The organism is Thioclava sp. ES.031, from assembly GCF_002563775.1.
Classification (GTDB): domain Bacteria; phylum Pseudomonadota; class Alphaproteobacteria; order Rhodobacterales; family Rhodobacteraceae; genus Thioclava.
In genome coordinates this window covers 3112834-3125936 of sequence record NZ_PDJO01000001.1, presented here as the reverse complement: position 1 = coordinate 3125936, position 13103 = coordinate 3112834, and the positions used below count along the sequence as shown (strand labels likewise).

Here is a 13103-nt window from a genome sequence, read left to right as displayed (position 1 = left end):
TCAGGTCCCTCCCGTCGCGGAGGCCACCGCCGGTTCGATCACGATCGCGGTCGTCGCGACCAGGGCGTAATCGCCATCCTGGCCCACCGGCGATTGTCTGAGGAACGCCTGTGCGATGAAATCTTCCAGCAGCATCGGTTTCTCGCGCAGGCAGACGCGCACGAGGATCAGCTGATCGGCTGCTGCGGTTTCCAGCGTGCCTGCGGGTGGTGGCTTGGTCACGTCCGAGAAATCCTCGCAGCGCACCGGGTGGTTCGCGATGGAGGAGGTCCAGTCGGTCTTGTCCACCTGGAACATCTCGACAGAGACCCGGTTCATGCAGGTGTTCCCGAAGAAGCCTGCCTGTTTGCAGATTTCGTGGCGCAGGATCTTTTCGTCGATGCTGGCATAGTTGCCGATGCGGACGATGCGACCCGTGGCTTCGGTCGCGCGGGTCAGCAGGGTCTGCTTGATGAAGATCACGCCCAGCTCGATCCCGGCGAACATGAAGAAGATCAGGAACACGATCCAGAGCAGGGCCGGGATCGTCACCGCCCCGTCTTCCGCCTTCACGAAGGCACGTTTATGTTTCAGCCTCAGCTTCATACGCCACGCCCTCTCATCAATTGGTCAGGCGCAGGGTCGAGATCTGCGTCGCGATCGAGGAGAACGCATCCGCGAGATTGGCGGAGTCGACGTCGTATTGGTAGCTCGGACCCGAACTGCAATCCGCGAGTGCCGTCTTGCCGCTCTGGGGCGCATCCACGGCCACGGTGAAGACCGTGATCTCCTTGTCCTTCGCGGCTTTGCAGACGTCGTGCAGGTTCTTGTCTTTCTCCGAGAACATCGAGGAGATCGCCATCTCGTCATAGATCGAAGCCACGGATTCCTGCGGGTCGAGGCGTTGGCGCGGCGGCAGGAGGAAGGTCTGGATCACGTATTGCAGCGACCAGCCCTTGCTCCAGACGGTGCTCCAGTCGATCGCATACAGGTCCCGCGGCACGAATTGGTATTCGTAATGCGAATCCTGGTAGCAGCGCTCGCGCCCCCGCCAGTCCGTGTAACACTTGGTTTCATAGACCTTCGTGGCGATCGTCTCGCCAATTTCCTCGGGCGCATACCAGTTGCGGTCGGCGAAGGAGTAATAGGGCTTCTGCCCCGCATCGTCGCGCTGTTGCGAGAACCAGTACATTTTCGACATGGTCGTGCTGTCGTCATTGAACGCCGCCGAATTTTCTATCGAATACAGGCCTGATTTTCCGGTCCGGTACTGCATCCGCGTCGAGAAGGTGCGCGTATTCTGACCGTCGGTCATCAGGATCATCACCTTCATCGAGCGTTCGTCGACGCTCAAACCGGTCGTAGGATAGGGCAAGGGGCGATCGGCCACATCAGAGGAGATCGTTCCCTTCTCGACCAGCGCAGTGGCGGCCGGTTTGGCCGAAGGGTCGAGCAGCGCGAAGCCCCAGCGCGCGCCGATGTCGATCGCGGTGTCGCCACCTGCACGCAGTGTCGAGATCTTGTTGAGGACATCAGTCTCGTTGTCCTCGAACGCCATGACCTGGGAATAGCTGTGCTCGTAGCAGTTCTCGGCGGATTCCGAGAGCGACTTATAGACCGAATAGCCCTGGCCGACGAAGTCGTAGCTCCAGCCGTACATGGTGCGCTGCAGGCCGGAGGTCGGCAGGCTCACGCTGTTGAACCCCTGAAGCTGCACGTCGGCGCAGGTGTTCCAGGTGTGATCGGTCGACAGGTTGTACGCCGCGGCCAGATCGGAGCCGAGCGAGACCTGCTGGTTATAGGGCACGATCGAGATCGAAAGGCGTCCGGGAGGCGCGTCCGGGGGCTGCACGTTCTCGAACATCTTTTTGGTGAAATTCGTCGCGGCATCGCGCAGCGAGGCGATCTTCGTTTCGCCGTAATAGGAGCCGGAATCCGTCTGTCCCATCGAGCCGGAGACGTCGAGCACCATCGAGATCTCGACATTGCCGATCGATTCCTCGGCCTTGGCGGCTGTGTTGGAGCGGAAGGATTTGACGCCGAAGCCGATGAGGTCGCCGAAGATCGTCGGCATGTCATCCGTCGCCGTCATCGCGACGCGGCGATATTCCTTCTGCGCGCCCTCTTCGACCTGGGGTTCGATGTTGAGATAATCGAGGCCGCTCGTGGAGAGGTAATCTTTCGCCACCGTCGCGGGGTCGAGCGACTGATCAAGATTGGCCGCAGCCAGCGCGGCTCGGTCGAGCGAGCTTTGGATGAGCGTACGGCGTTCGTCCTGGCGCGCGAAATCAATCGCGATGCCGCCAATCACCATCAGCACGATCAAAACCTGCAGGCTGAAGATGAAGACCGCCCCATCTTCCTCCTGCGCGAACCGCCCCGTTCGGGCGCGCGCGGCTTCGATACGGCGTGCCAAGCCGTTTTGTTCGGTTTTGTCCCTCATCCCCGACCTCCTTCTCCATTTCAGATGGCATCGCCGCCAGCGAAGAAAACTCGCAAAAATCACCGTGTGAAACTGCATAATTCCTGCGGCGAAATTAAGGCAAAAGAGTGGCTAACTTCATGGAATTGTTGTGCTTTAAATGTGGAATGCCGCGGTGGGTGCGCGATAGTTTCCCAAATGGTCGCCAATCTGAGGGGCTTCCGGGGCTGGGCGCCGTCTTAGAGGCTGAGTCGTTTAAACTAGGTTAACTCGCCTCAAGAGGTGGATTTCTCGCCTTCGGCTGACGCGAAGTTTTCGCCACCCGAGGGGCCGAAAGCTGTGGGTAGCTCGGCGGGTCCTCTCGACTCTGCCGCACATGGAGACAATATAGAGAGCATGAGCCTGCCACCCGGATTTCTCGACGAATTGCGCAGCCGTTCCTCGATCGCTCAGGTCGTGGGGCGCAAGGTCATTTGGGACATGCGCAAGTCGAACCAGGCCAAGGGCGACATGTGGGCGCCGTGCCCCTTCCATCAGGAAAAATCGGCCTCGTTCCATGTCGATGACCGCAAGGGCTACTACTACTGCTTCGGCTGTCACGCGAAGGGCGACGCGCTGAGCTTCGTGCGCGAGACCGAGAATGTGAGCTTCATGGAGGCGGTGGAAATCCTCGCCCGTGAGGCCGGGATGCAGATGCCTGCGCGCGATCCGATGGCGCAGGAGAAAGCTGATCTGCGCACTGAGCTGGCCAATGTGATGGAAGAGGCGGTGAAGTATTTCCGCCTCCATCTGAACACGCAGGCTGGAAGTGCCGCGCGCGACTATTTGGCCGGGCGCAGCCTGAACAAACCCGCCGTGGACCGCTTCGAGATCGGCTTTGCGCCGCCCGGCTGGCAGGGGCTGCGCGATGCGCTCAAGGCGAAGGGGATTTCCGACGAACTGATCAAGGGCGCGGGGCTTGCGAAAGAGAGCCAGAAGGGGCGCGAACCTTTCGACGTTTTCCGCAACCGTATCATCTTCCCGATCCGCGATCCGCGCGGGCGCTGCATCGCCTTCGGCGGGCGGGCGATGGATCCGAACGATCCGGCGAAATATCTCAACTCGCCCGAGACCGCGCTCTTCGATAAGGGACGCTCGCTCTACAATCATGGTCCCGCGCGCGAAGCCTGTGGCAAGGGCGCGCCGCTTGTGGTCTGCGAAGGCTATATGGATGTGATCGCCATGGTCGAGGGCGGCTTCGGCGGGGCGGTCGCGCCGCTCGGGACCGCGATCACCGAAGATCAGCTGCGCCTGATGTGGCGCATCCATGACGAGCCGATCATCGCACTCGATGGCGATACGGCGGGCCTGCGCGCGGCGCTGCGGGTGATCGATCTGGCGCTGCCGCTGCTGGAGGCGGGGAAGGGCGTGCGGTTCGCGATCATGCCGCCGGGGCTCGACCCGGATGACGTGATCCGCAAGCAGGGCCGCGAGGCGATGGAGACGATCCTCGCCGAGGCGAAGCCGATGGTCTCGCTGCTGTGGCAACGCGAGACCGAGGGGAAAGTCTTCGACAGTCCCGAGCGCCGGGCGGCCTTGGACAAGAGCCTGCGCGCCGCGATTGCGCGCATTCAGGATCCCTCGATTCGCGGCCATTACGGGGACGAGATCAAACGCCTGCGCTGGGAGCTGTTCGGCACCGGCCCGCAGGCTGGCCCACAGGGCGGTGCGCAGGCGTCGCGCGGGGGCTTCACGCCCGGTGGCTTCGGCCCCGGCGGCAAGCGCGGCAAGGGCCGCTTCGGTGCGCCGCCGCCGGCCTTGCCGGAGACGCGCTCCTCGCTTCTGGCGACCGCGCCGAGCGACGTGGCCGAGCATCTGCGCGAGGCGATGATCCTTGGCATCTGCGTCACGCACCCGGCGCTGATCGCGGAATTCGAGGCGGAACTGGAAGCCGTGCCGCTGCGCGACGCGACGCATGATCAGCTGCGGCACCGGATGCTCGCGCATGTCGCCGCGCCCGCCCCGGAAATCGCGAAAAACCTTTACGCGGAAATGGCGGCCGACCTTGAAAAACTGTTGAACCTGCCCCATTTGCGCTCTGCCCCTCCGGTTCGTAACGCTGAGAACCTCGATTTGGCGCGGATGTGCCTGACCGAGGAGCTGGCCAAGCTGGACGCCGCTCGCGCCGTGCGCGAAGAGGTCGCCGATGCGATGGAGGATCTGGCGGGGCTTGCCGACGAAGGCGTGACATGGCGTCTGGCGCAAGCAGCATCGCTTCGCCATCGCGCAGAGAGATCGAAACTGGAGGACTCCTCCGATATGGGCGAAGATCAAGCGGCGCTGTCCGCAACGCTTCAGGCCATGATCGACGGGGAAATCTGGCGTAAGAAACATTGAGCTGGATGGCAGCGGACCATCGGATTGCAGGAAAGCGAATTGTTGTGGACACATTCCGTATCAACTTTATGTCCACAGCCCTCGCGCCCCTGTGATTCGCCGCTGCGATTCGATACACAGACGAGATATGATTCGCTTTCGTCATAGCTTGAGCCCAACCAAGCCCTGACCGAGGAGCCCACATGGCCGCCAAAGACATCGACGACAATAAATCCGACACCCCGAGCGACGACGCGACGTCCTTCGACATGAGTCAGGCCGCCGTGAAGCGGATGATCGCCGAGGCGAAGGAACGCGGGTTCATCACCTATGACCAGCTCAACAAGGTGATGCCGCAAGATCAGGTCTCCGGGGACCAGATCGAGGATGTCATGTCGATGCTCTCCGAAATGGGCATCAACGTCATCGAAGCCGAAGAGGCCGATGAGGAAGAAAGCAGCAGTCAGGGCGGCGAAGTCGCGACGACGGCTTCGGGGTCGCGCGAAGTCGCGGTCTCGACCACCAGCTCGGAAACGCTCGATCGTACCGATGACCCGGTGCGGATGTATCTGCGCGAGATGGGCTCGGTCGAGCTGCTGTCGCGCGAGGGCGAAATCGCGATCGCCAAGCGCATCGAGGCTGGCCGCAACACGATGATCGCGGGCCTCTGCGAGAGCCCGCTGACCTTCCAGGCCATCACGATCTGGCGCGACGAACTTCTCAACGAAGAAATTCTGCTGCGCGACGTGATCGACCTCGAGACCACCTTCGGCAACTCGCTCGAAGGGGTCGAAGGCGAAGAAGAGGAAATCCAACCGCCCACCGTCGGAGCCGAGGCGACGACCGAGGGCAGCAAGAAGTCCGAAGAGAGCGGCAAATCGGAGCCCGAACTCGACGCGGACGGCAACCCGATCCAATCCGACGATGACGACGAGGACGAAGGCGCGAACCTTTCGCTTGCCGCGATGGAAGCCGCGCTGAAGCCGCGTGTTCTCGAAACGCTCGAACTGATCGCGCGCGACTATGCTCAGCTTGCCGAAATGCAGGACCTGCGGATGTCGGCGACGCTGAACGAGGATGGCTCTTTCTCGGTCACCGAGGAAGCCGCCTATCAGAAGCTGCGCTCCGAGATCGTCGAGCTGGTGAACTCGCTTCACCTGCACAACAACCGGATCGAAGCGCTGATCGACCAGCTCTACGGCATCAACCGCAAGATCATGTCGATCGACAGCGGCATGGTGAAGCTCGCAGATCAGGCGCGCATCAACCGTCGCGAGTTCATCGAAGAATATCGCGGCTACGAACTGGACCCCAGCTGGTCCGAGCGGATGCAGGCGAAGTCGGGCCGCGCCTGGCAGTCCCTGTTCGAGCGCTCCGCCGACAAGGTCGAGGACCTGCGCGCGGAGATGGCTCAGGTCGGTCAGTATGTCGGCGTCGACATTTCCGAATTCCGCCGCATCGTCCAGCAGGTGCAGAAGGGCGAGAAAGAAGCCCGTCAGGCCAAGAAAGAGATGGTCGAGGCGAACCTGCGTCTCGTGATCTCGATCGCGAAGAAATACACCAACCGCGGCCTGCAATTCCTCGATCTCATTCAGGAAGGCAATATAGGCCTCATGAAGGCCGTGGATAAGTTCGAATATCGCCGCGGCTACAAGTTCTCGACCTATGCGACGTGGTGGATCCGTCAGGCGATCACCCGCTCGATCGCGGATCAGGCGCGCACCATCCGTATACCGGTCCACATGATCGAGACGATCAACAAGCTGGTCCGCACCGGTCGCCAGATGCTCCACGAGATCGGCCGCGAGCCGACGCCCGAGGAACTGGCCGACAAGCTGCAGATGCCGCTCGAGAAGGTTCGCAAGGTGATGAAGATCGCCAAGGAGCCGATCTCGCTCGAGACGCCGATCGGCGACGAGGAGGACAGCCAGCTTGGCGATTTCATCGAGGACAAGAACGCCGTTCTGCCGCTCGACTCCGCCATTCAGGAGAACCTGAAGGAAACCACGACGCGGGTTCTGGCCTCGCTCACCCCGCGCGAGGAGCGGGTTCTGCGGATGCGCTTCGGCATCGGCATGAATACCGACCACACGCTCGAAGAGGTCGGCCAGCAGTTCTCGGTCACCCGCGAACGTATCCGTCAGATCGAGGCGAAGGCGCTGCGCAAGCTCAAGCACCCGAGCCGGTCGCGCAAGATGCGTTCGTTCCTCGACCAGTAATAGCTTTCGATCAGGACGCCCCCGGTTTCGGGGGCGTTTTCATGTCATCCGGGGGAGGGGAGCATGAAAGTCTTCACTACGTTTATGGCTGTAGCCCTTCTGGTCGCTGGGTCCGCCAGCGCCGCCGAGCGCGCGCAATTCTACATTCCCGACAAGCCCGCCAAGCTGGTCTATCTCTTCACCTGCGAAGGAGAGAGCCAGGAGGCGATCGCCGCGAATTGGGAGAAGGCCAAGGCCGTCTTCGCCAGCGATCATCAGGCCGAGGCCGCGCGTCTGGAGGCGAAAACGACGGCGCAGCGCGAGTCCGGCCATGCCCCGAGCCAAGAGGCGATCGACGCCCATAACGTCGAATTCAACGCGCATAAAGCCGCGGTCGAAGCCGATCTTGCGCCGCTGGGCTGCAAGATGAACGGTCTCGTGCATGTGCCCTGAGCCGGACTGGGCAGGGGATCGTCACTTTCGCCCTGCCCAAGCTCTTGCTAACCTTCGTAAAACTTCGACGGAGCCGCCCATGACCCGCCTTCTTCTGCTCGCCCCTCTCATTCTCGCCGCCTGTCAGGTCGGCACGATGCAATCGGGCACACCGCGCATGGATCAGGCGGGCACCTGTTTCCTTTATGTGCAGGAAGAGGCAGGCGGCACCTATTCGGTGATCTCCGGGGTCGGCGATGGCACGCCCGCGCCCAAGGCCATGGTCAAGCGCGGTCTCAGCGGCGCGCAGGCCGATGCGGTTTGGGCGAAAGAGCGCAAGATCATGGATATCAACCCCGAATGCCTCGCGATTGTCGCCACTGATCGGTCCGAGGCGCGTCCCGCGCCGAAAAGCTGATGCATCGCCGGTTCGAAGTCGCGACATCTGGCCCCGGTCTTTACGAATTCACCCGCGACGTGGCGGCTTGGGTCGCGGACGCCGATGCGGAAGAGGCGTTGCTCACGCTGTTCATCCGCCACACCTCGGCGAGCCTCGCGATCCAGGAAAATGCCGACCCGGAAGTGCGCAGCGATCTGACCGCGTTCTTCCATCGGCTCGTGCCGCCTACGACCGATCCCAGCATGTCCTACCTGACCCATACCTATGAGGGGCCGGACGATATGCCAGCCCATATCAAATCGGCGCTTCTGCCGGTCAGCTTGCAGATTCCTGTCATTTCGGGGCGTATGGCGCTCGGAACGTGGCAAGGAATTTACCTTTTCGAACATCGCAGCCGGGCGCATCGCCGCGAGGTCATGGCGCTCCTGCGCTGAGTCTCATTCGCCACAGGCAACCGCCACATCTGGGGTCGAAAGATTTTTCCTACCCAAACCATCGACGCTAGGCTAAGGTCTTGTGGATAAGAGGGGCATGCAGACCCTATCGTGAGGCGGGACAACGAACGGGGGAAAGCGAATGCGCTGCCCATTTTGCGGAAATGTCGATACTCAGGTGAAAGATAGCCGTCCGGCGGAAGATCACGTCGCGATCCGGCGACGTCGGTTCTGCCCGGCCTGCGGCGGCCGTTTCACCACTTACGAACGCGTCCAGCTGCGCGACCTCGTGGTGATCAAGACCTCCGGCAAGCGTGAGGATTTCGATCGCGACAAGCTCGAACGCTCGATCCGGATCGCGATGCAGAAACGCCCGGTCGAACCCGAGCGGATCGACCAGATGATCTCCGGCATCGTGCGGCGTCTGGAAAGCATGGGCGAGACCGACATCTCCTCGAAGGTGATCGGGGAGATCGTGATGGAGACGCTCGCGCGGATCGACACGGTCGGCTACGTCCGGTTCGCCAGCGTTTACAAGAACTTCCAGGAAGCGGACGACTTCGACAAGTTCGTCTCCGAATTGCGTCCGCCGGGGGCGGGCGATCCCGAGTGACCGAAGAAGACCGGCGGTTCATGTCGATGGCCCTGACGCTTGCGCGCCGGGGCCTTGGCAATGTCTGGCCGAACCCGGCCGTCGGCTGCGTGATCGTGAATGAGGGCCGCGTCGTCGGGCGCGGCTGGACCCAGCCGGGCGGGCGGCCCCATGCCGAGGTGCGTGCGCTCGCGCAGGCGGGGGAGGCGGCGCGTGGCGCGACGGCCTATGTGACGCTGGAGCCTTGCGCCCATTACGGCAAGACGCCGCCCTGCGCGATGGCGCTGCACGAGGCCGGGGTGGCGCGGGTCGTCTCGGCGATGGAAGACCCCGATCCGCGGGTCTCGGGCGGCGGTCATGCGATGCTGCGCGACGCGGGGATCGAGGTGGAGACCGGGCTTGTGGAGACGGAGGCGCGCGATCTGCAGGCCGGGTTCCTGAGCCGCGTGACCCGCGCGCGGCCGTGGCTCGCGCTGAAGCTTGCGAGCAGTTTCGACGGGCGCATCGCGACCTCCACGGGTGAAAGCCAATGGATCACCGGGCCGCAGGCGCGCGCGCTGGTCCATGCGATGCGCGCCGAGTTCGACGCGGTGATGGTGGGCGGCGGGACCGCACGGGCCGACGATCCGCTGCTGACCGTGCGCAGCTTCACGCCCTTGCGTCAGCCGCTGCGGATCGTGGCCTCGGCGCGGCTGGAGCTACCGCGCAATCGGCTTGGCGGGTCGCTGGATACCGCGCCGCTCTGGCTGATCCATGGGGCTGCCGCGCCCGAGGAAGCGAAGGACTACTGGCGCGATGCAGGCGCGGAGCTGATCGAGGTGGCCGAGACAGTTGGCGGCGGTCTCGATCCGCTGGCGCTGATGGAGGCTCTGGCCGGGTTCGGCCTGACCCGCGTGTTCTGCGAAGGCGGCGGCAAGTTCGCGGCCTCTCTGATCAATGCCGGGCTGGTGGACGAGCTGATCGGCTTCACGGCGGGCATGGTGCTGGGTGCGGATGGTCGCGCCGGGGTCGGCGATATGGGGCTGAGTGCGCTGGCCTCTGCGCCGCGCTACACGCTGGTCGAAAGCCGCCCCATCGGCGACGACCTGCTTCACCGCTGGCGGCGCCAGAGCCACGCGTAGGACGCGAACACGCCTTGGAGCTTCGCGCCGATCCGGTTGAGCGGGCCCCGGGGCAGGGTGCGGCCTTCGCTCAGACGATCCAGCGCGACCTCGACCGGGCAGGACAGCCCGCTGACCGGGTCGAGATAGCGCGGATAGGCGATCAGTGCGGCATGGGTGAGCTGCAGTAGATCGGGGCGCGCCGTTCTGCGCGCTGGCACAGGCCCGAGATCGCGGGTGAGCCCCCAGCCTGCATAGAAGGGCGCCCCGAGGGTGGTGACGGCTTTGCCACGTAGCAACGCCTCGAAACCGAGGCCGGAGGTCATCGTCCAGACCTCGTCCACCGCTTCGATCAGTGCGGCTGTGTTGGCCTCGGGCAAGATGAGATCGGCATATGTCTTCGCGACTTCATCGGGTACGACGCCGGGACGCAGACCCGCGACGACATCGGGGTGAGGTTTGAAAATGATAACTGCATCGGGGTTTTCGGCCCGGGTTCTCTCCAGAAGCATCGCATTTGTGCAAGTCTCGCCCGCGCCGAGCCGGATCGAGGCATCGTCTTCGACCTGTCCGGGCACGAGGATCTTATGGCCTTGGGGCAGTTCGGGAAGCGCGCCGCCGAGATTGTATTTCGTCAGGCCCTCAGCCGTGATCCGTTGGATGAGCTTGCGCGCCCGCACCTCGCCGCCCGGCGGTAGGGGCTGCGCGATCAATGCCTCCAGATCGCTGGGCCGGGTCGAGTCGTAGAAGATGCCTGTGCGATCCGCGATCAGCGAGAGCGGCGGGACGAGTTCGGCGCCGAGCCCCCGCGAGCGGAGAAACCCGTCTTCGACGCGGATTGGGTTGCGGTCGTCATCTGGGGCCGCGCGGGTGGCCCAGTAAAGGAAGGGACGTGCAGGGTCGGGTGTCTCGCTGAACCGCAGCGATCCGTGACGCCCGAAGAACTTGCGCAGATGCGGGCGTTTCCACAGGGACATGCCGCCCGCGACGTAGCCCTGCCGATCCTCGCGATAGGCGCGGGTTTCGGCTTCGAGCTGATCCACCGCCTCCTCGAAGCTGCACAGGCGCTTGCGGCAGGGATCGAACCAGATCGGCGCGAGGATATGCGATACCGCGAAAATCTGCGCGCGGGTCAGGCTGCGCGATCTGCGGGGTACGGGGCTTTCGTCCTGCGTGAGCCCCCAGCCCCCGTAGAACGGTTGGCCGAAGACGCGCGGCTTGTGGCCTGCGAGGATCGCCTCGTAGCCCATGAGCGACGACACGGTATAGACCGCGATCGCGCCTTCGAGCAGGGTCCACGGCGAGACCGGCGCGTCGTAAATCTCGGCATTCGCGTCGCAGTCTTCCGGCCCGTAATGGCCGCCCCGCAGCCCGGCGCGGGTTTCGGGATGGGTCTTGATCAGGATGCGCGCACCGGGGTTTTCGATCCGCGCATAGGCCAGCATTTCGCGGAACGTGGCCGCCGTCGCCCCGCCATGGGTGATCGAGGCATCGTCCCGCGTCTGGTCGATTACCAGAACATAGCCCGGATCGGGGACGGGCAGGTCCGGGTCGAAATCGTTGTATTTCGAGAGTTCCGAGGCTTTCAGCCGGGCGATCCCGTCGCGGGCCCGCTGCAAGACGGCGCTATCGTCGAGCGGCTCGGTCGCAAGCAGATGTTCGAGCCGCGAGGGCTGCGCGCTGTCGAAATGCACGCCCATCGGGTCGAGGATCAGGCCCAAAGGCGGCGCGCCCGTCCGGCCCGGATGGATCGAGCGCAGAAACGCGTCCTCGACCCGGATCAGCGGCACGCCGCGATCGGCGGCCACCGCCTCGCCACGCGCCGCATAGGGCGAGCGACCCCAGACCATCACGCCATCGTCGGGGCCGGGCAGGCCGAGGCGCGGCGCATGACCCGCTGCTCGCAAAATCTCGCGCAGGCGCTTCTGGCGCAGCACGCCGCCATTGTAGAAAAAAAGCCGCCGGGGGATCGCCCCGGCGGCCTTGTTGTCACTGTCGCGGGGCATCAGTTCCCGGCGAGCGTATTGAGCGTGTTCACCGTGCCCAGCGGCTGGGTCAGCGCCGAGAGCGTCTTCTGCCACTGCACGAAGGGCGCCTCAGTGACATAGACCGTGTCGCCGTCGCGGATCGCGAAATCGCGCGCCATAAACATGCCGTTGGGCTGGGTCAGGTCGAGCACGTAGATCATGCGCTGATCGCCGACCAGATCGGTGCGGCCAAGCACCTTCATCGCGATATCGGCCGGCTCGTTGCGCAGCACGAAGACGCCGGTCGGATCGGCGAGGTTCGACTGCAAGCCGCCCACCGTCGCGATGGCCTCCAGCGCCGAAAGCGTCTGGGTCTCGAAGGGCACGCGGGCCTGCTTGCCGGTCGCGCCGAGCGAGGTGAAGGCGCGCTGGTCCTTCTCGACGAGGATCACGTCGCCATTGCGCAGCGCGATGTCCATCTTGGGGTTCTCGTAGAGATCCTTGAGCCAGATCGAGCCCGACATGCCGCCGCGCGTCACGGTGATCTTGGCGACCTCGGGCGGGATCGACACGCCGCCCGCCTTGGCGATCATTGCCGAAAGCGTCCGGGTCGGTCGCTCGATCGGGTAGACGCCCTGACCGTTGATCGCGCCCATGACCGAAACCGTCGCGCCATCGCCTGCCACGCGGGTCACGAGAACCTGCGGGTCCGGCGTTTGCGCGTCGAGCTTGGTGGTGATGATGCGGCGCAGCCCGTCGGGCGTGTTGCCAGCGGCTTTGATGCGGCCCGCATAGGGAACGAAGATGAAGCCCGCGCCATCGACCTGCACCTCTTGCAGCTGGGTCGCGTTGGCGCCTTTGCTGGCGAGCAGCCCGTCATCGACGTTCTCCCAGATCGTCAGCGAAAGCGTGTCGCCCGGGCGGATCGTATCGGAGCCGATCTGGCCGGCATTGATGAAAGCGGAGGTGAAACCGAGCGCCGGTTGCACGGCGGTTGCGCGGGTGACGAAGTCGTTCACCTTGACGACGAACGCATCGCCCTGGCGCATCACGGAGCCCGCGAAGAGTTCGCGCTTGTTGGGGCCGGAGCGCGGAAGACCACAAGATGCGGTCAAAAGCGTAGCGGAAAGGCCCGTCAAAACGGCCCTGCGGGAAGGGGTCATGGTCACTGCTCGAGCTCCTCGTTCGGGATGCTGCTTATCGTTTTGCGATTAAGCTACCGAA

11 protein-coding genes are annotated in these 13103 nt (G+C 63.9%); 7 read left to right on the top strand and 4 right to left on the bottom strand.

The features are described 5' to 3' along the window. On the bottom strand, positions 1–585 hold the full coding sequence (locus tag AXZ77_RS14905) for a TadE/TadG family type IV pilus assembly protein (RefSeq protein ID WP_098411759.1): 585 nt from the start codon (positions 583–585) through the stop codon (positions 1–3). A gap of 16 nt (positions 586–601) precedes the next feature. Next, positions 602–2422, bottom strand: coding sequence for a TadE/TadG family type IV pilus assembly protein (locus AXZ77_RS14900; RefSeq protein ID WP_098411758.1), 1821 nt, complete (start codon positions 2420–2422; stop codon positions 602–604). Between the two features lie 375 nt (positions 2423–2797). Between AXZ77_RS14900 and dnaG the strand changes: the two genes are divergently transcribed. From dnaG to ribD, 7 genes are all read left to right on the top strand, one after another. Continuing rightward, positions 2798–4777: a DNA primase gene (gene dnaG, locus AXZ77_RS14895; protein WP_098411757.1), complete on the top strand. Its 1980-nt coding sequence runs from the start codon at positions 2798–2800 to the stop codon at positions 4775–4777. Between the two features lie 182 nt (positions 4778–4959). Beyond that, the gene (gene rpoD, locus AXZ77_RS14890) at positions 4960–6975 is read left to right on the top strand and encodes an RNA polymerase sigma factor RpoD (protein WP_098411756.1); all 2016 of its coding nucleotides are present in this window, start codon (positions 4960–4962) and stop codon (positions 6973–6975) included. A gap of 63 nt (positions 6976–7038) precedes the next feature. Continuing rightward, on the top strand, positions 7039–7407 hold the full coding sequence (locus AXZ77_RS14885; RefSeq protein WP_141536286.1) for a hypothetical protein: 369 nt from the start codon (positions 7039–7041) through the stop codon (positions 7405–7407). 79 nt (positions 7408–7486) lie between these two features. Continuing rightward, positions 7487–7804 carry a hypothetical protein gene (locus tag AXZ77_RS14880; RefSeq protein ID WP_098411754.1) on the top strand — a complete coding sequence of 106 codons (318 nt, stop codon included), beginning with the start codon at positions 7487–7489 and terminating at the stop codon, positions 7802–7804. Continuing rightward, entirely contained in the window at positions 7804–8220 is a 417-nt protein-coding gene (locus tag AXZ77_RS14875; protein ID WP_098411753.1) for a secondary thiamine-phosphate synthase enzyme YjbQ, read from the top strand. The genes AXZ77_RS14880 and AXZ77_RS14875 overlap by 1 nt, the downstream gene beginning before the upstream one ends. A 142-nt stretch (positions 8221–8362) precedes the next feature. After that, positions 8363–8833, top strand: a complete 471-nt coding sequence (nrdR, locus tag AXZ77_RS14870; protein WP_075774214.1) for a transcriptional regulator NrdR — start codon at positions 8363–8365, stop codon at positions 8831–8833. Further along, positions 8830–9933: a bifunctional diaminohydroxyphosphoribosylaminopyrimidine deaminase/5-amino-6-(5-phosphoribosylamino)uracil reductase RibD gene (gene ribD, locus AXZ77_RS14865; RefSeq protein WP_098411752.1), complete on the top strand. Its 1104-nt coding sequence runs from the start codon at positions 8830–8832 to the stop codon at positions 9931–9933. The genes nrdR and ribD overlap by 4 nt, the downstream gene beginning before the upstream one ends. Here the strand turns inward: ribD and AXZ77_RS14860 are convergent. Both AXZ77_RS14860 and AXZ77_RS14855 read right to left on the bottom strand, forming a co-directional pair. Then, the gene (locus tag AXZ77_RS14860; RefSeq protein WP_098411751.1) at positions 9903–11918 is read right to left on the bottom strand and encodes a capsular polysaccharide biosynthesis protein; all 2016 of its coding nucleotides are present in this window, start codon (positions 11916–11918) and stop codon (positions 9903–9905) included. The two genes, ribD and AXZ77_RS14860, sit on opposite strands and share 31 nt — an antisense overlap. Continuing rightward, positions 11918–13042 carry a polysaccharide biosynthesis/export family protein gene (locus tag AXZ77_RS14855; RefSeq protein WP_098411750.1) on the bottom strand — a complete coding sequence of 375 codons (1125 nt, stop codon included), beginning with the start codon at positions 13040–13042 and terminating at the stop codon, positions 11918–11920. Before AXZ77_RS14855 ends, AXZ77_RS14860 begins: the two co-directional genes overlap by 1 nt. Positions 13043–13103 lie beyond the last annotated feature (61 nt).